Origin of the sequence: Catenulispora subtropica (genome assembly GCF_039531675.1) — a bacterium.
Lineage (GTDB): Bacteria > Actinomycetota > Actinomycetes > Streptomycetales > Catenulisporaceae > Catenulispora > Catenulispora subtropica.
In genome coordinates, this window is record NZ_BAAAQM010000015.1 from 42,575 (window position 1) to 61,045 (window position 18,471).

16 protein-coding genes are annotated in these 18,471 nt (G+C 71.3%); 9 read left to right on the plus strand and 7 right to left on the minus strand.

Annotated features, from left to right (window positions below; all coding sequences use genetic code 11):
• Positions 1-3: 3 nt before the first annotated feature.
• Together ABD466_RS15060 and uvrA are read right to left on the minus strand one after the other, a co-directional pair.
• On the minus strand, positions 4-456 hold the full coding sequence (locus ABD466_RS15060; protein WP_344657654.1) for a Rieske (2Fe-2S) protein: 453 nt from the start codon (positions 454-456) through the stop codon (positions 4-6).
• Between the two features lie 70 nt (positions 457-526).
• Positions 527-3,595 carry an excinuclease ABC subunit UvrA gene (gene uvrA, locus ABD466_RS15065; protein WP_344657655.1) on the minus strand — a complete coding sequence of 1,023 codons (3,069 nt, stop codon included), beginning with the start codon at positions 3,593-3,595 and terminating at the stop codon, positions 527-529.
• A gap of 169 nt (positions 3,596-3,764) precedes the next feature.
• On the opposite strand from uvrA, the gene ABD466_RS15070 reads away from it, so the two are divergent.
• From ABD466_RS15070 to ABD466_RS15085, 4 genes are read left to right on the plus strand one after another with little or no spacing between them, the layout of a single operon-like run.
• The gene (locus tag ABD466_RS15070; protein ID WP_344657656.1) at positions 3,765-4,538 is read left to right on the plus strand and encodes a maleylpyruvate isomerase N-terminal domain-containing protein; all 774 of its coding nucleotides are present in this window, start codon (positions 3,765-3,767) and stop codon (positions 4,536-4,538) included.
• Between the two features lie 47 nt (positions 4,539-4,585).
• Positions 4,586-5,200 (plus strand): MBL fold metallo-hydrolase, encoded by a 615-nt coding sequence (locus tag ABD466_RS15075; RefSeq protein WP_344657657.1) that lies wholly within the window; start codon positions 4,586-4,588, stop codon positions 5,198-5,200.
• A 22-nt stretch (positions 5,201-5,222) separates the two neighbouring features.
• Entirely contained in the window at positions 5,223-5,879 is a 657-nt protein-coding gene (locus tag ABD466_RS15080; protein ID WP_344657658.1) for an MBL fold metallo-hydrolase, read from the plus strand.
• Between the two features lie 5 nt (positions 5,880-5,884).
• The gene (locus tag ABD466_RS15085; protein WP_344657659.1) at positions 5,885-6,940 is read left to right on the plus strand and encodes a hypothetical protein; all 1,056 of its coding nucleotides are present in this window, start codon (positions 5,885-5,887) and stop codon (positions 6,938-6,940) included.
• Positions 6,941-6,947: 7 nt separating this feature from the next.
• On the opposite strand, the gene ABD466_RS15090 is transcribed toward ABD466_RS15085, so the two are convergent.
• A complete protein-coding gene (locus tag ABD466_RS15090; RefSeq protein WP_344657660.1) occupies positions 6,948-9,869 on the minus strand; it encodes a protein kinase domain-containing protein in 2,922 nt (973 codons plus the stop codon).
• Between the two features lie 98 nt (positions 9,870-9,967).
• On the opposite strand from ABD466_RS15090, the gene ABD466_RS15095 reads away from it, so the two are divergent.
• Together ABD466_RS15095 and ABD466_RS15100 are read left to right on the plus strand one after the other, a co-directional pair.
• On the plus strand, positions 9,968-10,666 hold the full coding sequence (locus ABD466_RS15095) for a DUF1275 family protein (protein ID WP_344657661.1): 699 nt from the start codon (positions 9,968-9,970) through the stop codon (positions 10,664-10,666).
• Between the two features lie 74 nt (positions 10,667-10,740).
• The gene (locus tag ABD466_RS15100; RefSeq protein ID WP_344657662.1) at positions 10,741-11,265 is read left to right on the plus strand and encodes an NUDIX domain-containing protein; all 525 of its coding nucleotides are present in this window, start codon (positions 10,741-10,743) and stop codon (positions 11,263-11,265) included.
• 21 nt (positions 11,266-11,286) lie between these two features.
• Here ABD466_RS15100 and ABD466_RS15105 read toward each other — a convergent pair whose 3' ends face one another.
• The gene (locus ABD466_RS15105) at positions 11,287-11,739 is read right to left on the minus strand and encodes a MarR family winged helix-turn-helix transcriptional regulator (RefSeq protein WP_344657663.1); all 453 of its coding nucleotides are present in this window, start codon (positions 11,737-11,739) and stop codon (positions 11,287-11,289) included.
• A gap of 102 nt (positions 11,740-11,841) precedes the next feature.
• Here ABD466_RS15105 and ABD466_RS15110 point away from each other — a divergent pair, with 102 nt between their 5' ends.
• Positions 11,842-13,338, plus strand: coding sequence for an MFS transporter (locus ABD466_RS15110; RefSeq protein WP_344657664.1), 1,497 nt, complete (start codon positions 11,842-11,844; stop codon positions 13,336-13,338).
• A gap of 118 nt (positions 13,339-13,456) precedes the next feature.
• Here the strand turns inward: ABD466_RS15110 and ABD466_RS15115 are convergent, their stop codons facing one another.
• Positions 13,457-13,918, minus strand: a complete 462-nt coding sequence (locus ABD466_RS15115; protein ID WP_344657665.1) for a hypothetical protein — start codon at positions 13,916-13,918, stop codon at positions 13,457-13,459.
• Between ABD466_RS15115 and ABD466_RS15120 the strand changes: the two genes are divergently transcribed.
• Positions 13,881-14,333: a hypothetical protein gene (locus tag ABD466_RS15120; protein WP_344657666.1), complete on the plus strand. Its 453-nt coding sequence runs from the start codon at positions 13,881-13,883 to the stop codon at positions 14,331-14,333. The two genes, ABD466_RS15115 and ABD466_RS15120, sit on opposite strands and share 38 nt — an antisense overlap.
• A 20-nt stretch (positions 14,334-14,353) precedes the next feature.
• Here ABD466_RS15120 and ABD466_RS15125 read toward each other — a convergent pair whose 3' ends face one another.
• Positions 14,354-15,154, minus strand: a complete 801-nt coding sequence (locus ABD466_RS15125; protein WP_344657667.1) for a phosphotransferase — start codon at positions 15,152-15,154, stop codon at positions 14,354-14,356.
• Positions 15,155-15,318: 164 nt separating this feature from the next.
• The gene (locus tag ABD466_RS15130; RefSeq protein WP_344657668.1) at positions 15,319-16,611 is read right to left on the minus strand and encodes a chitinase; all 1,293 of its coding nucleotides are present in this window, start codon (positions 16,609-16,611) and stop codon (positions 15,319-15,321) included.
• Positions 16,612-16,935: 324 nt separating this feature from the next.
• Between ABD466_RS15130 and ABD466_RS15135 the strand changes: the two genes are divergently transcribed.
• A complete protein-coding gene (locus tag ABD466_RS15135; RefSeq protein WP_344657669.1) occupies positions 16,936-18,393 on the plus strand; it encodes a chitinase in 1,458 nt (485 codons plus the stop codon).
• The last annotated feature ends 78 nt before the right edge of the window (positions 18,394-18,471 follow it).

Sequence of the window (18,471 nt, forward strand, 5' to 3'; positions counted from 1 at the left end):
CCATCAACCCTTGGCGGTGCCGGTGACGTCCACGTTCGCGCCGTTGACCGTGGCGGTCATCGCGGCCAGGGGCGCGGTGGCGGGCCCCATCAGCACGGAACCGTCCTGCGCGCTGAAGATCGAGCCGTGGCAGGGGCAGTGGATCTGGTTGCCCACCACTTCCTTGACGGTGCAGCCCTGGTGCGTGCACACAGCGGTGAACGCCTTGTACGTCCCGGCGGCGGGCTGCGTCACCACGACGAGCTTCGAGGCGTCCACGAACCCGCCGCCCACCGGCACCGAGGAGGCCGGAACGGACACCGTGCCGCTGCTCCCCCCGGCGGACTTGCCCGACCCGCCGGACGAACACGCCGCGACGGTGCCGACGCCGGCGACCGGGACGGCGACCAGAGCGGCCGCCTTCATGATGGAGCGGCGGTCCGGACCGGACTCCTCGACCTCGACTTCTTCAGACATGGGGAGTAGTCCATCATGTCCGCCTAAGACGTCGCGCTGAGGGTCGACCCGAACCGCCGTTCACAACGTGTTACTTCTTGGCCACGGCCTTCTTCGCCGGGGCCTTCTTCGCCGGGGCCTTCTTGGCCGCGGTCCCGGCCTTCGCGGTCGTCGTCGCCGTCGTCGCCATCGCCGTCGCCGTCGTCTTCGGCGCGTTGCTCTTCTTGGCCGCCGCGATCGCCTTGGCGACCTTCGGCTTGCGCTCCTGGGCGGCGGTCAGCGCGGCGGTGGCGGCGTTCGCCTCCCCGCTCAGGATCGGCCCGAGGAACCGGCCGGTGTGGCTGCCCTCCACCTTCGCCACGTCCTCCGGCGTGCCCTCGGCGACCACCGTGCCGCCGCCGCGCCCGCCCTCCGGGCCCATGTCGACGATCCAGTCCGCGGTCTTGATGACGTCCAGGTTGTGCTCGATCACGATCACCGAGTTGCCCTGGTCCACCAGCCGCTGCAGCACGCCGAGCAGCTTGTTGATGTCCTCGAAGTGCAGACCGGTGGTCGGCTCGTCGAGCACGTAGACCGTGCGGCCGGTGGCCCGCCGCTTCAGCTCGGCGGCCAGCTTCACGCGCTGCGCCTCGCCGCCGGACAGCGTGGTCGCCGACTGGCCCAGGCGCACGTAGCCCAGCCCCACGTCGACCAGCGTCTGCATGTGCCGGGCGATCGCCGGCACCGCCTCGAAGAACTCCGCGGCCTCCTCGATCGGCATGTCCAGGACCTCGCCGATGTTCTTGCCCTTGAAGTGGACCTCCAGCGTCTCCCGGTTGTAGCGCGCGCCGTGGCACACCTCGCAGGGGACGTAGACGTCCGGCAGGAAGTTCATCTCGATCTTGATCGTGCCGTCGCCCTGGCAGTTCTCGCAGCGGCCGCCCTTGACGTTGAACGAGAACCGGCCGGGCTGGTAGCCGCGCACCTTGGCCTCGGTGGTGTTGGCGAACAGCTTGCGGATGTGGTCGAACACGCCGGTGTAGGTGGCCGGGTTGGAACGCGGGGTGCGGCCGATCGGCGACTGGTCGACGTGCACGACCTTGTCCAGCAGGTCCACGCCGTCCACCCGGACGTGCCGGCCGGGCACCGCGCGGGCGCCGTTCAGCTCGCGGGCCAGGGTCGTGTAGAGGATGTCGTTGACCAGCGTCGACTTGCCGGAGCCGGAGACGCCGGTGACCGCGACGAACACGCCGAGCGGGAACGCCACGTCGATGTCCCGCAGGTTGTTCTCGCGGGCGCCGCGCACCACCAGCTGCCGCTTCTTGTCGATCGGCCGGCGCAGCGCCGGGATCTCGATCCGGCGGCGGCCGGAGACGTACATGCCGGTCAGCGAGTCCTCGGAGGCCAGCAGCTCCTCGACGGTGCCGGAGACCACGACCTGGCCGCCGTGCTCGCCGGCGCCGGGGCCGATGTCGACCACCCAGTCGGCGATGGCGATGGTGTCCTCGTCGTGCTCCACCACGATCAGCGTGTTGCCGAGGTCGCGCAGCCGGATCAGGGTCTCGATCAGCCGGTGGTTGTCGCGCTGGTGCAGGCCGATGGACGGCTCGTCGAGCACGTAGAGCACACCGGTCAGGCCCGAGCCGATCTGGGTGGCCAGCCGGATGCGCTGGGCCTCGCCGCCGGCCAGGGTGGCGCTGGCGCGGTCCAGCGACAGGTAGTCCAGGCCCACGTCGACCAGGAACTGCAGGCGCTCGTTGACCTCCTTGAGCACCCGGGCGGCGATCTGCGCCTCGCGGTCGGTGAGCTTCAGGTCGCGCAGGTACTGCGCGCACTCCCCGACCGGCAGCGCGGCGACCTGGTCGATGGACAGGCCGCCCTCGCTGCGCTCGCCGCCGAGGGTGACGGCGCGGATCACCGGCTTGAGGCGGGTGCCGTCGCAGGCCTCGCAGGGCACCTCGCGCATGAAGCCGGCGTGCCGGTCGCGGGCGGAGTCGGTCTCGGCCTCGGCGTAGCGACGGGTGACCCACGGGACCACGCCCTCGTACCGGGCCTCCCAGCTACGCTCGCGGCCGTACTTGTTGACACGGCGCACCGTGTACTTCTTCGAGTAGCCCCCCAGGATCACCTTCTGGATCTTCGCCGGCAGCTGCTCCCACGGCGTGTGCATGTCGAAGCCGAGGACTTCGCCGAGGCCCTCCAAGATGTGGGCGAAGTACTCCGCGCCCATCGCCGCCGCACCCCAGGCCACGATCGCGCCCTCATGCAGGGTCTTCGACGGGTCCGGGATGATCAGCTCCGGGTCGACCTCCATCTTCACGCCCAGGCCCGAGCAGGTCGGGCAGGCGCCGAAGGGCGAGTTGAAGGAGAACGAGCGCGGCTCCAGCTCCTCGAAGGACAGGTCGTCGTAGACGCAGTACAGGTGCTCGGAGTACATGCGCTCGCGGTTCGGGTCGTCGTCCGGCAGGTCGACGAACTCCAGGGTGATCATGCCGCCGCCGAGCTGCAGCGCGGTCTCCACCGAGTCGGTGAGCCGGCGCTTGGCCGAGGCCTTCACCGCCAGGCGGTCCACGACCACCTCGATGGAGTGCTTCTCCTGCTTCTTCAGCGTCGGCGGCTCGGTGAGCTGCACCACGACGCCGTCGACCCGGGCCCGGCTGTAGCCCTTGGCCTGGAGCTCGTTGAACAGGTCGACGTACTCGCCCTTGCGCTCGCGCACCACCGGCGCCAGCACCTGGAACCGGGTGCCCTCGTCCAGCTCGAGCACCCGGTCCACGATCTGCTGCGGGCTCTGCCGGGCGATCGGGCGGCCGCAGACCGGGCAGTGCGGGCGGCCGGCGCGGGCGTAGAGCAGACGCAGGTAGTCGTAGACCTCGGTGATGGTGCCGACCGTGGAGCGCGGGTTCTTCGAGGTCGACTTCTGGTCGATCGACACCGCCGGGGACAGGCCCTCGATGAAGTCGACGTCGGGCTTGTCCATCTGCCCGAGGAACTGGCGGGCGTAGGCCGATAGCGACTCGACGTAGCGCCGCTGGCCCTCGGCGAAGATCGTGTCGAACGCCAGCGAGGACTTGCCCGAGCCGGACAAGCCGGTGAACACGATCAGGGCGTCCCGAGGGAGGTCCACGGAGACGTCCTTGAGGTTGTGCTCCCGCGCGCCGCGGACGATCAGCCGATCCACTAGTGAAACCTTCCTGAAGACATGACTCGCACTGATGCTAGACGGGGGCTCCGACAAGTTCTGGTTTTCACTGTGTTCGCAGGTCCAAGCCCTCGTCTCCGTCCCCGCCGCCGGTGTCTGGAAGCGATTGGTGTGGCAGATGCGAGTCCAGTGCGGAAGAGTTACCGCCGTGACCGAATCCTCCACCCCCGTGCCCGCCTCCTTCGACGCCGCCGCCGAGCTCGCGCAGATCTCCGACGCCACCGCGCACCTGCTGCTGACCGCCGCCGACCTCACCGACGAGGATCTGCGCGGGCCGTCCCTGTGCCCGGGCTGGACGCGGGGACACGTGCTGACCCACATCGCCCGCAACGCCGACGGTCTGGCCAACCTGCTCAACACCGCGGCCACCGGCGAGGTCACGCCGATGTACCCGTCCGATGACAAGCGCAACGCCGACATCGAGGCCGGTTCTTCCCGCGGTGCCGCCGAACAGCTCGCCGACCTGCGGGAGTCGGCGGCACGGTTCGCCAAAGCGTACGCGGCGGCGGCGTCGGCCGAGGGCTGGGGCACGCCGGTGCACCGGACGCCGGGCGCCGAGCCGTACCCGGCGTACCTGGTACCCGGCAAGCGGCTGGGCGAGGTCGTCATCCACCACGTGGACCTGGACGCGGACTTCACACCGGCGCACTGGTCGGACGCGTTCACCGACGACTGGTTCGCCAAGACCGTGGCCGGCGCCGCCGAGGACGAGGACTTCCCGCCGCTGCGGCTGGACGCCGAGGAGGAGGACGAGGTCTACGGGGTCAAGGCGGACGCGGACGACGCGTCGGTGCTGACGGTGCGCGGGCCGAAGCGGGCGCTGCTGGCGTGGCTGCTCGGCCGGGCCTCGGGCGACGGACTGGTGGCGGAACTGCCCGAGGGCGGCCGGGGACCGCTGCCGAAGCTGCCGTCCTGGGGCTGAGCCCTTACCGTCCCTAGTAAGCGCCACCTCGCAAGGAGCACCCGGACATGACCTACCACGGCTCCGTCCACGTCGGCGGCCCGCCGGCCGTCCACGAACTCGCCTCGCTGATCATCACCAAGATCGCCGTCGGCCCCGCGGCCACCAACTGCTACCTGCTGCGCGACCGGCTCACCGGCGACCAGGTGCTGGTGGACGCCGCCGACGACGCCCCGAAGCTGGTCCAGCTGGTCAACGGCTCCCTGGCGGCCGTCGTCACCACGCACCGGCACCGCGACCACTGGCGGGCCCTGGCCGAGGTGGCGGCGGCCACCGGCGCGGTGACGATGGCGGGCGCGTACGACGCCGGCGCGATCGAGGTGCCCACCGCGGTGCCGCTACTCGACGGCGACGAGATCCGGATCGGCCGCTCCCTGGTGACCGCACTCCACCTGGCCGGCGACGCCCCGGGCGCGGTGGCACTGCTGTACGACGACCCGAAGGGGCACCCGCACCTGTTCACCGGAGACTGCCTGTCCGGCAAGGAACCGCACGGACCGGCGCCGCTGGACCTGATGACGGGCCCGCTGGCAGACCTGCCGGACGAGACGTGGGTGTACCCCGCACACGGCGACGACAGCACCCTCGGCGCCGAGCGCAAAGCCCTTGGACTACAGGCGTAGTACTTCTGGGAGGGAAAAGAAGATGTCTGACTACACCGGCGACGTCACCTCCGGCGGCCCCGCGGCCGTCCGCGACTTGCCCGCGCTCACGGTCACGAAGGTCTCGGTCGGCCCCTTCGACAACAACGCGTATCTGCTGGAGAGCAAGGCCACCGGCACCCGCGTCCTGATCGACGCCGCCGCCGACCCGGCCACCCTGCTCACCCTGACCGGCGACCGCCTGGACGCGGTGATCACCACCCACCAGCACGGTGACCACTGGCAGGCCCTGGGCGACGTCGTCGCGGCCACCGGCGCGACGACGTACGCGGGCCGCGAGGACGCCGACGGCATCCCGGTCCCGACGGCGAACGCGGTCGACGACGGGGACAGGGTCCGCGTCGGGGACATCGAGCTGGAGGCGATCCACCTGGTCGGCCACACGCCGGGGTCGATCGCACTGCTGTACCGGGACCCCACGGGCATCCCGCACCTGTTCACCGGCGACTGCCTGTTCCCGGGCGGTGTGGGTAACACCTGGAAGGACCCGGAGAAGTTCACCTCGTTGTACGACGGCGTGGTGGTGAAGATCTTCGACCGGCTGCCGGACGAGACATGGGTGTACCCGGGCCACGGGAAGGACACGACGCTCGGAGCGGAGCGGCCCCACCTGGTGGAGTGGCGGGAGCGGGGCTGGTAGGGGGAATGGAGCGGGGGGACGGAGTCTGGGCCGGCTGGTCCGACTTGGCCGACTGGACCGGCTGGTCCGACTGGGCCGATTGGACCGGCTGGTCCGACTGGGCCGCGCTGGAGGATGCCACTCCGAAGGCATCAGCACAGTGGGTGAGCGCGCTGAGCTACAACCGAAACGCTCCGGCCGAGCTCATCATCGAGCTGTTCGACGGGGTCGAAGGGCACTACCGGTTCACTCCCCTGGCCCGCCACGACCTCCCCGCCGCAGCGCGGGACGCCGCACTCACCCATCCGAACCTCAAGGTGCGGCTCGCCGCGGCCGAACATGGCCATCTCACCCCGGACCAGTGGGACCGGCTGATCGCCTCCTTCGACGACGAGGCGGGACGCGCGTTCGCGGAACGTCGGCGAGCCGAGCACACGTGTTTCGATGACGCCGTACCGCCCTCGACCCCCGCCGAGATCGCGGAGTGGGCGGCGCAGGTCCCCGAACCCCACCCCGGGCTCGCCACACAGTGCCCATGGTGGATCGCCGCGCTGCATGACAACGCCGACGCCATGCGCCAACTCGCCACGTCCCCCAACCCGGCGGTCCGCCGCAGCGTGGCGCACGCCAGATACCTGCCCCCGGACGTTCTGGAGATGCTTCTGCGCGACCATGACCCCGCCATACCGGTCATCCTGGCCGGGTCCTGCGACGACACCCCGCCCGACGTCCTGCTCGACGTCTGGAACCGGTGGCCGCGGGGTCTGCCACCAGCCGACCCGCCACGGAGCCACCCGAACTTCCCGAAGACCGGCCTCCTCCACCACGCCGACGACCCCGACCCCCACCTGCGGATCCTGGCACTCAGCGACGAGGCCGCGGACGCCGATCTGGTCGACCGGCTCGCCGGCGATCCGGATCCGTTCGTCCGGGCCGAGGCACTCCTACATCCGCGCCTGTCCCCCGCGGCACACGTAGCGGCGTTGCTTGATGAGACGAGCGCTTATGCCGCCGCGAGGAACCCCGCCCTCCCCGTGCCGGTCATGCGTCACATGGTCGACATCGCGCGGAGGGCGGGGTGAGACGCACCTACATCTTCCAGAAGTAGATCACCGCGTTGTTGTTGCTCCCGCTCCCGTCGCGCTGGACCGCTGCGGCCAGCACGCTGCCGTCCGGGCTGAAGGCGAGTTGCACGACGTTGCCCGCGTCGGCGACGAGGCGGGCGATCTGGCTGGGGTGGTGTGGGTCCGTCATGTCGTAGAGGGTGGTGGCGCCGGAGCGGGCGTCGCCGATGGCGACGATCGGGCGGGTCGGGTGGAATGCGGCCGCGCCGGAGGTGCTCTGGACGTACCACTGCTTCGCCGGGGACTGCGGTTTGCTGAAGTCCAGGAACTGCAGGTCCTGGCTCTTGGAGTCAGCGCTCACCATGCCCACCACCAGGGTGTTCCACGGGCCGCCGAAGACGACGTAGAGCGCGGCGCTGATGTTGGTCTTGTCGCCGTCGCGGTTCCACCAGACGGCGGAGTCGACCGGGCGCACGTTGTGCAGGTCGGAGGAGTCCCAGAGCTGGAACACCGTGCCGGCGCTGTAGCCGCCGTCGCCGGTGGAGACGATGTACTTGTCGTTGCTGGAGAACATCGCCTGGCCCAGCGTGTCGCGGGTGGCGGGGGTCAGCGTGCTCCACTGCACCGGGTTCTTCGGGTCGCTGACGTCCATCACGCAGCTGCCGTTGGCGTGGTCGGAGTCGGAGTCGGCGGTCGCGACGACGACCTTGCTGCCGTCGTGGTTGAACGCGACGTGGTTGACCTTGTCGCCGTTGACGTCGCCGCGGCTGGAGAGCGCCACCGGCTTCGTCGGGTCCTTCACGTCCCACAGCGCCAGCCCGCCGGCTCCGCCGAGCACCAGCGTGCCCCGCTCGGGGCTGTGGTCCAGGCTGAGCATCGGCACCAGCTTCCCGTCCGCCAGCGGGATCGGGATGCTCGCGACCGTGTGCGTCCCCGCCAGGTTGGTGACGTCGACGACCTGCACACCGTTCGCGTCGTCGGTGACGACCAGCGCCTTGCCCCCGTTGATGAACCGGCAGTCGATGAACGGCTGCCCGGGGATCTCGAACGACCCCGCCGGCGTGCTCCCGACCGCCAGCGGCGGCTGCGACCCGGCCGCCGACGTCGGCGACTCCGAAGCCGGCTCCGAGGAGGAGGCCGAGGAGGACGGCGCGGAATCCGCGCTCGAAGCCGACGTGGCACTCGTCGCCCCGGTGGCCGCGACGTTCGACGGCGCCGTGGTCGCGCTCCCGGTCGCACCGCGGCTGACGGCGGCGTCGGTGCCGGTCGCTTTGTCCTTGCCGCCCAACGCGACGTACGCACCGCCACCCGCGACCGCCGCACCCGCCAATCCGCCCACGCCCAGCAGCAGCTTGCGGCGGGATATGCGCGAATCAGGCTTCTTGGCCGCCTCCTCGGTCGCCGCGTCCCCGCGCCCGCCGAACTCGGCGGGGACGACGCGCGTCGTGGACCACTCGCCGACCTGGGTGGGCGGATGGGTCGGCGGCTGCATCGGGATGTGCGGAGGGACGGGACCAGGTGCGCCGGCAGGCTGACCCGGCCCGGCCGGCGGCTGCGGCGAGGCGAGAACCTGGCTGAAGCCAGCCGAATTCGAAGGCTGGCCCGTCACCGGCGCGACGGCACCGGCGTTCGCCGCTGCGGGCGGCTGCCCGGCCACCGGCTTCGAGGGCTGACTCGGTGCCGGACCAGGGCCCTGCGTCGGCTGCCCGCCGATCGCTGCGGCTCCCGCGACGCCGACGCCAGCGGGTCCGGTGGCTCCGGCGACGCCGACGCCGGCGGGTCCGGTGGCTCCGGCAGCTCCGGCAGCGTCCGCGACGCCACCAGGGCCAGTGCCAGGGGCTCCGGCAGCTCCACCAGCTCCAGTGCCAGCGCCACCAGCTGCCCCGACTCCGGCAGATCCCGCGGCTCCGACTACGCCGGCAGCACCTGCCACTCCGGCAGCTCCGGCAGCTCCGGCAGGCCCAGCGGCTCCGGCAGCGTCGGCAGCGCCGGCGACGTGCCCACCAGCCACCGCCACTGCCGTCGTCGTCGCGTTCGCCCCCTGATCCGCCTTCGTCGGCTCCTCGCCGGTCGGCGGCTTCGCCGCCGCCGCCCCCTGACCCGGCGCCGGCAGCATCCGCTCCAGCGCCTCCCGCACCACCGTCGCCCCGGGCGGCCGCGCCGCCGGGTCCTTCGCCAGCAGCGCCAATATCAGCCCGTCCAGCTCCGGCGGCAGTCCCGGGCGGTACTTGCTCGGCGGCTCGGGTGTCTCGTTCAGCTGCTTCTGCAGCATGCCGAAGAACGTATCGGCGGTGAACGGCGGGCGTGCCGTGACCAGGAAGTACAGCAAGCACCCGAACGAGTACAGGTCGCTCCGCGCATCCGCCGGCTGCCCGGCCGCCTGCTCCGGCGACATGTAGTCCGCCGTGCCGATGACCGTGCCGTCGGCGGTGAGGCCGCCGCGGGTCTTGCCGTCCTCGATGACGCGGGCTATGCCGAAGTCCAGGACCTTCAGGGCGCCGTCGTCGGTGATCATCACGTTGCCGGGCTTGATGTCGCGGTGCACGACACCGGCGCGGTGGGCGACCTCCAGAGCCGCGCACACCTGCGCACCCCAGGTCAGGACCCTGCGGGGGGTGCGTTCGTCGTTGCGGATCTGGCCGAGGGTGCGGCCCTTGAGCAGTTCCATGACCAGGTACGGCACGTCGCGGCCGGCCAGGTCGCCGTGCCCGTAGTCGTGCAGGATGACGATCGAGGGGCTGGACAGCCCGCCGGCCACCCGGGCCTCACGCTCGAAGCGCGCCTCCATCTCGGCGTTCAGCCGCAAGTCCAGCAGCAGTTTCACCGCCACGTCGCGCCCGATGCGCTGATCCCGACACCGCCACACCTCGCCCATGCCGCCGGCGCCGAGCCGCTCCTGAAGAAGGTAGCGGTCGTCCAGCACCAGACCCGTCAGATCGCCCTGCATGGCCGGTCATTCTGTCAGGTCGCTGCGGAACTGTGGAATCGTTCCGCCGCCCGCGCGCCTGCGGCGCCCGCCGCCGTCGTCGCGCCATCCTGATATCCGTGAGGCGAGGGCGCGGGGTGCACGGCACGGCGGGGCTGATGGTGCTGCTCACAGCCATCGCGGGCTGGGTGGACGCGGTCGCGTACGTGCGCTCCGGCGAGGTGTTCGTGGCGAACCAGACCGGCAACGCGGTCTTCCTCGCGGTGCAGGTCGCAGAACGCGCGTTCCCCGGCCCGTCGCACATCCGCGTCCACGTCGCGGCGGGCACCGACACCTACGGCCCGCTCGCCTCCCTCATCGGGTTCTGTCTCGGTGTCGCCGCCTCGGTGATTCCCCTGCGCCGCGCCCGCCTCGCCGGCGACACCGAGCCGCCGTGGCTCCTGCTGATCCTCGAAGCCCTCATGCTCGGCACCGTCGTGCTGCTGGCCGGCACGCCGCGCGAGATCCGCCTGGGCTTGGCGGCCGCCGCCATGGGCGTGCAGAGCGTGTACGCCGCCGGGGTCGCGATGCGCGGTGTCACGACCACCACGCTCACCGGCACCCTGGTCGCGCTGATCTCCACGTTCGCCGACGACCCCGGACGCAAGGCCCGGCGGGCGATCATGCTGCTGACCGCGGTGTGGGTCGCGTACACACTCGGCGCCTGGGGCGGCGCCGCGGCCGGGCTGACCTGGTCGATCGGCACCGTGCACGGCTTCGCGGCGCTGGCCGCCGCGGCCGCCGCGGTCGCCGTCTGGCGCGAAGCTCGCCGGGTCTGACCCGGCCTTCGGCCACGCCGGACCCCCCGAAATGCACCACGGTGGCGTCAGTGGCGGTCTGTAGCGTGTCGCGAATGATGCGTAGCGTGTTCGAGCAGCGTCCGCTTGATGCCGCCGCCGCTGACGCCGAGGCCGCGATGCTGGAGTTCGACGGGGCCAGGGCCTGGTTGCGGTCTGCGCTGGCGGATGTCGTGGAGCCGTTGGGCGCGGAGGTGTGGGTCCTGGATCCGGCCCTGGAGCAGATCGTGCTGGTCAGGCATCCGGTGCGTGGGCTGGTTCCGCCGGGTGGCAAAGTCGAGCCTGGAGAGTGTCCGCGCGATGGGGCGGCCCGGGAGCTGGCCGAGGAGACCGGGTTGCGGCCACGGTTGTTGGAGCGGCCCGCCGCGGTGACGGTGCGGTCGTTCCACCCGGGGTTGCCGGCGACGCTTTCGCTGTCCTATGCCGCGATCGGCGACCCGGAACAGCCGCTGATCCCGGAGGCCGGACAGCCCGCGACCTGGATGCGGCTGGACGAGGGCTGGGACAGCTGCCTCCCCGACGACGTGTTGCGCGTCCGAGAGTACGTGAAGCTTCTGAGATCGGGTTCCACTGCCTGGTGAGTATGGCCGCGCCGAGATCCCTCACGGCCGTGGCCACGGCCGCCCGGACACCCGCTCGATGTCGGTGTTGAACCGCCGGAGGTAGCCGGCGAACGCCTCGACGTCCTCCGGGCTCCATCCCTCCAGGATCGTGTCCAGTCCCGCCATGATCCAGGCCCGCCCCTCCTGCAGCCGCCGCTCCCCCTCCTCCGTCAGCCGGAACTTGCGGGCGATGCCGCCCTCCGGATCCGGGATCCGCTCGATCAGCCCGGCCTTGGTCAGGGCGGCGGTCCGCCGGTTGAGGGTGGACACGTCCAGGTCGAACGCCTCGGCCAGCTGCCCGATGGACAGCGCGCCCTCCACCTCCAGCCGGCTGAGCAGGATGTAGGCGCCGCGCTCCAGCTCGCCGTCGTCGCCGATGGAGCGGGTGCTCATGTGGACGTGGCGGCCCAGCAGCATGCTCTCGAACTCGACGAGGTCGGTGCGCTTGTCCATGGGGCCATCCTACGGACCATTGTGCATCATGCACATCGTATGTATCGTGCACATCATTATGTGGATGCCGCAAGCAACCTCTCGTCGCCCCGGGCTCCCGCGATGAGCGGCGGCCCCACCGGCTCCCCCGGCACGGCCGCCCGCCCGGCTCCCGCCACCCACCTCGTCGTCGCCGTCCTGGCCACCGCCGGCATCGTCGCCTCCCTGATGCAGACCCTGATCGTGCCGCTGATCGGGGAGCTGCCCACGCTGCTGCACACCACCGCGTCCAACGCCTCCTGGGCGGTGACCGCGACGCTGCTCGCCGGCGCCGTGACCACCCCGGCCGTCGGGCGCCTCGGCGACCTCTACGGCAAGCGTCTGATGCTGCTGGCCTGCACCGTCCCGCTGGTGGCCGGCTCGGTGGTGTGCGCCACCGGCGGCTCGCTGGCCTCGATGGTGGCCGGCCGCGGCCTGCAGGGCATGGGCATGGGCCTGGTCCCGATCGGCATCAGCGCCCTGCGGGACCTGGTCCCGGCCGAGCGCCTGGGCTCGGCGATCGCGCTGATCAGCTCCTCGCTCGGCATCGGCGGCGCGCTGGGCCTGCCGCTGTCCGCGGCGATCGCCGAGCACGCCAGCTGGCACGTGCTGTTCTGGGTCTCGGCGGTGCTGTCGGCCGCGGTCGGCGTGCTGATCTGGCGGATCATCCCCGCGGTCCCGCCCCGCGCGACCGGCGGCTTCGACGCCGTCGGCGCGGTGGGCCTCGGCGCCGGGCTGATCTGCCTGCTGCTCGGCGTGTCGAAGGGCGCGGACTGGGGCTGGGGCGCGCCCACGACGCTCGGCCTGCTGGTCGCCGCCCCGGTGGTGTTCGTGCTCTGGGGCTGGTGGGAACTGCGCTCGGACGCACCGCTGGTGGACCTCCGCGTCACCGCGCGCAAGCAGGTGCTGCTGACGAACGCGGCGTCGGTGGTGGTCGGCTTCTCGATGTACGCGCAGTCGCTGATCATGCCCCAGCTGCTCCAGCTGCCGAAGGCCACGGGCTACGGCCTGGGCCAGTCGATGCAGGCCGCGGGCCTGTGGATGGCGCCGGCCGGCCTGATGATGATGCTGGTGTCACCGCTGGGCGCGAAGCTCTCCGCCCGGCGCGGCGCGAAGTTCACCCTGACCGCCGGCTCGCTGGTCATCGCCCTGGGATACGGGATCTCAGCCGGCCTGATCGGCTCGACCTGGACCCTGCTCCTGGTCAGCTGCGTCATCAACACCGGCGTGGCCCTCGCCTACGGCGCCATGCCGGCCCTGATCATGGCCGCGGTCCCGATGTCCGAGACCGCCTCCGCCAACAGCTTCAACACCCTGATGCGCTCGGTCGGCACCTCGACCTCGGCGGCGGTGATGGGCATCGTGCTGGCCCACCTGACCACCGACTTCGGCGGCCGCCGGCTGCCGTCGAAGACCGGATTCACGACCGGACTGCTGATCGGCTGCGGGGTGGCGGCTGCCGCGGCCTCGATCGCGGCGACGATCCCGACCCGGCGGCAGGTGCTCCGCGAGACCTGCCCGGAGCCGGAGCCGGCGCCGGGGCCGGGGCCGGGGCCAGTACCCACACCGGCAGAGGCTTGATTTCGCCTTCGCTAGTTGTAGTGCAGCGCCAGCGCCGCAGCGAACCGCCCCCGTAAGACCGACGCGACGCTGCACTAGGCGAATACCGGATCTCAGGCTCGTCGTCCCGCGCCTACCGTCACTCCTGACAGCACAGCAGCACCACACCCCAGGGGGCGGAGATGGACGGGACACGAGCCGGGCGCATCGGGGCAGCGTGGGCGACGGCTACGGCGACGGCGACAGCGCTGGCCCTCGGCCTGACGGGATGCGCTTCGAAGGGGACGCCGGAGGCTTCGCCGGGCGCGGCGGTCCCGTCGGTGCCGTCGGTGACCTCGACGGTGGAGTCCCCGGGCGGCGGTGTCACGGCGAGCGGCTCGACCCCGTCGGCCCGGAAGTCCTCGGCTCCTAAGAGCGGCCTGTCCTCAGCTCCCTCGGCGAGCTCACCGACGGCCCCGGATTCCGCGGCCGATCCGGCCACCACGCCGACCTCGGCCTCGTCGTCCTCGACCGGTGTCCTCCCGGCCAGCGCGACCGGCGACCGGCAGAAGGTCGTCGAGGCGATGGACAGCGTCGCCCCGTCCGGTCTGCCGATCCACAAGACCGCCGACCTCGGCGCCGGCTCACGCGTGTACCAGGCGATCGCGAAGCAGTACAAGCCGGTGCTGACGGATCTGAGCGCCACCGGGTACGGCGACGCCGAGTCCAACGCCACCTCGATCATCGTGGTCCTGGGTCAGCTGCGCCCGACCCCGCCCCTGCCGAACGTCGTCGACGGCACGCTGTCCGCACTCGGTGCGACCGGGATCGTCGCGCAGGAGAAGTTCGGCGCCCACGCCATGAGGTACTCACTGGTGATGAGCTGCGGCATGCTGCCGACCAAGTACACCCTCTGCGTCTGGACCGGCGGCACGCACGGCAACCTGTTCCTGGGTGCGGTCGAGGGCCCGGTCGGCATGAGCGTGGCCGACACCGCGGCGCTCGCGGAGAGCGTGTTCGGGTACGTCGCTCCGTGACGCCGGCTTCAGCGAAGGATCTACTGCGTCAACGCGGCAAGGAACGTCGTGCGCTGATCCGCGAGCCACGCCTGCAGCCGGTCCCACGTGAGCCACCCGCCGTGGTCGTGGAAGGCTTTGACGAATGCCGCGTCGCCGCCTTCGAGCCCGGCGGCGATGTCCGCGCGCTCGACGACGATCACTTCGTCGACGACGCTGAGCAACTCGGTTCGATCTTCGGCTGACATCCCGTAGCCGTCGGCGAGGATCCGCAGGCGGCGCACCGGATCGAGGCCGGCGTAGGACGGGAATCGCGCGGCCGTCTCGGGGTCGAGCATCGGGACCCAGTAGCGTGCGGCCATCGCGACGTCCCAGAGCGGGCGTCCCGGTGCGGCCAGGTCGAAGTCGATCAGGCCGTATGCCTCGCCGTCGCGGAAGACGACGTTCTCCACGCAGGTGTCGCTGTGGCACAGCATCGTGCCGCCGTGCGGATCGGCCAGGCCCGTGGCCCACGGGACGCCCGGCTCCAGCGGAATCGCCGACGACGCCTGGTGGAATCGCCGAAGGAGCGCGCCGACCGACGCCAGTGCCGCATCGGTCATCGACCAGGCGGGATACGGCTGAAGGGCGACGTCGCCGGCCACGTAGGTGAGCTGCTCACGGCCGTCACCCAGGCCGACGGGCTTGGGAGCGCCGGTGAATCCGTGCTCCGCCAGCGCGTCCAGAAAGCGATGAATGGCCGGTGCGTGCGCCTGCGCCGGGCGGTCCACGATCTCGCCATGCCGGACGACCGCGCCCGCGTTCGTGATTCCACCGCTCAGCACCTCGCCCACGGCCACCAACCTAGCAAGTCCGCGGGGAGGGATGCGGCTGCCAAGTGGTGGGACACCTCCCCGTTTCGGGTCCGGCAGCCGAAATCGCCTCTCCGGCGGCCCGCGCAGAAGCCGCCGTCGCCCGGCACCACCCAGCGCCGGGCGACGGCGGCCGCTTCGGGCCGGTCAGGCGATCAGCAGGCGCCGTCGTCCTTCCAGATGTTCCACGCGATGGCCGAGCCCGGCTGCACGCCGGTCGACCAGTACAGCGCCGTGTAGCTGTGCCCGTTGTAGGACACGACGTCGTTCGGCGCGTAGGACGTGGTGGCGCTCCACGGTGACGCCGTGCAGGTGCCGCCGCCGGTGGTCCCGCCGGTGGTGCCACCCGTCGTGCCGCCGGTCGTCCCGCCCGTCGTCCCGCCGGTGGTGGTCCCGCCGGTCGTCCCGCCGCCGCTGCCGGTGTACGGCACGAACGCGTCCGTGAACGCGAACTTCGCGTCGCCGACGCCGCTGCAGGTCGAGGACGCCGCCGGGGTCACGGTGCCGGACGGCGCGAGCCCGCCGCACGGCTGGTCGCGGTTGACCGACCAGAACGCCAGCCGGCCGACGCCGTTGCTCGCCGCGAACGACTCCACCGAGCGCGCGTTGGCGCTGGTGAACGTCGAGCCGTCGTCGTTGGTGCCGACCATCGGCGTGATGCCGACGTTGGCCCAGGTGTAGCTGGGGTCGACGGACTGCATCTGCGCCAGCGTGCTCTGCGCGGCCTTGATCGCCGCCGCACCCATGTCCTGCTGGCCCTGGTAGTAGTCCATGGTCATGACGTTGACCACGTCGATCTTCACGCCGGCGCTCTTGGCCGCCTTCAGCAGGTTGACGCCGTCCAGGGTCAGGCCGTCGGGCAGCACCGGCAGCGTCATCGAGAACTTCACGTTCGGGTGCGAGGCCTGCAGCGCCTTGACGGCGACGAAGTGCCGCGCGATCGACGGGCCGTCGGCCACGGCCGCGCCCTCGACGTCGAAGTCCAGCTGGTTCACACCGTAGTCGTCGACGATCGCCGCGTACCCGGCGTTGATCGTGCTCTGCGTGGTGCAGGTCCAGGCCAGCGGCTCGCCGGCGGCGCCGCCCGAGGAGATGATGACCGAGGCGCCCTCGGACTTGGCGCGCGCGATCTCCGGGTCGGTGTAGGAGTCGTTGCCGATCGGGAGCGTGTCGCCCCAGATCTGGTTGCAGCCGGCGCCGATGACGAACGCCGCGGTATAGGCCTTGAGGCCGTGGCCGGTGATCGCGGTGTCCAGCAGCCCTTCCTGGCCGTTGGACATGTCGACGTAGGGCGCCACGGAGTACACGCTGCCGCCGGTGGCCGCGGGGGACGCCGGTCCGGCCGAGGCGCTGTGCGCCAGCGCCGTCGCGGTCGCGGCGATCGCCGCGACGAGGAGTGCTCCGGTGCGCACTGCCATGCGGCGGCGGCCCGGTGCTGTGGGAGTCATGGGGTGGGTCCGTACCTTTCCGTGGTGGCGGGAAAGTGACGTACAAATCGGTCAGCGGCGCCTTTGCGCCTCCTTGAAGAGTGGTTGGTGGGTGACGGGCGGGCGTTTGAGGCAACGCCCTGACACACAAAGTGGAGTAGACCACTGAACCCTGTCAAGGGTCTAAACCATTGATCTTTTCTCGCAGGTCAATCCCCCGTGAACCCTTACTTGACCCTTGTTTGCCCGCGCTTTACCCGGAACCCTTGACAGGGAACTGGTCTAGTCCAATCATGTTTCGCGACTCCGGAGTCCCCCTTCCCTCCCGCCACCCTCGGAGAATCCATGGCAACCGCGAGTTTGAAACGGCGATTGGCGCTGCCGGTCACCGCGCTGGCGCTCGCCGCCGGCACCACCATCGCACTGGCCACCTCCAGCAGCGCGGCGCCCAGCGCCACCGCCGCGCTCCCCAGCACCTGGTACGCCTCGGCGCCGTATCTGATGCCCGAGGACAACTCCCCGCCGGACGTCTCGGCGGTCATGGACGCCACCGGCCAGAAGGCCTTCCAGCTGGCCTTCATCCTGGCCCCCGACGGCGGCGGCTGCTCGCCGACGTGGGGCGGCACCAGCCCGATCAGCTCGGACAGCACCATCCCCTCGGTGATCTCCACGATCCGCGGCAAGGGCGGCGACGTCTCGGTGTCGGTCGGCGGCTACGGCGGCACCAAGCTCGGGCAGACCTGCGGCACCGTCGCGGCCACCGCGGCGGCGTACCAGCAGGTCGTCGACAAGTACGGGCTGCACGCGATCGACTTCGACCTCGAAGAGCCGGAGTACGAGAACACCGCGGCCATCGCCAACGAGCTCGGCGCGGCGCAGACCCTGCAGCGCGACAACCCGGGCCTGTACGTGTCGGTGACCATCCCGGGCACCAGCGCCGGCACCGGCTGGTTCGGCACGCAGCTGCTGGACCAGGCGCACTCGATCGGGTTCACCCCGAACAACTTCTCCATCATGCCGTTCGACGGCGGTTTCAGCGGCGCGTCGGCTCAGGTCGCGGCGCTGGAGGCGTTCCACGGGCTGCTCACGTCCCACATGGGCTGGGACTCGACGACCGCCTACCAGCACGAAGGCGTGTCGATGATGAACGGCCGCACGGACGCGGCCGAGTACTTCTACCAGAGCGACTTCCAGACGGTCCTGGACTATGCGACCAGCCACGGCCTGGCGCGGTACACGTACTGGTCGGTGAACCGCGACCGCCAGTGCAACCCGCCGAACAACAACGGCCAGCTCTCCGGCGCCTGCTCCTCGGTCCCGCAGAGCGACTGGGACTTCACCAAGTACACGGCGAAGTTCGCGGGCGTCGCCGTGCCGCCCCCGCCGCCGACGTCCAGCACGCCGACCACGACGCCGTCCACGACGCCGTCGACGTCCCCGTCGACGACGCCGACCGGCGGCAGCTGCACCGCCGCGGCGTGGAGCTCCACCACGGCGTACAACGGCGGCGCGGTGGTGTCATACAACGGCCACGCCTGGACCGCGAAGTGGTGGACTCAGGGCGACGTCCCGGGCGCCAACTCGCAGAACGTGTGGCAGGACGACGGCGTGTGCGGTCCTTCGACCACCCCGCCGCCGGGCACCTGCACCCTCCCGGTGTGGAGCGCCAGCACCGCCTACAGCGGCGGCGCCGTGGTCCAGTACGGCAGCCCGGCCCACAAGTGGACCGCCAAGTGGTGGACCCAGGGCGACACGCCCGGCAGCAACTCGCAGAACGTGTGGACCGACGGCGGCGTCTGCTGACGACGTCCGCTCCCCCTGACGGCACCGCCGTCTGAGAACCCTGACGCCCCGCGCGCCGACCCCGCTGCGGGGCGTCAG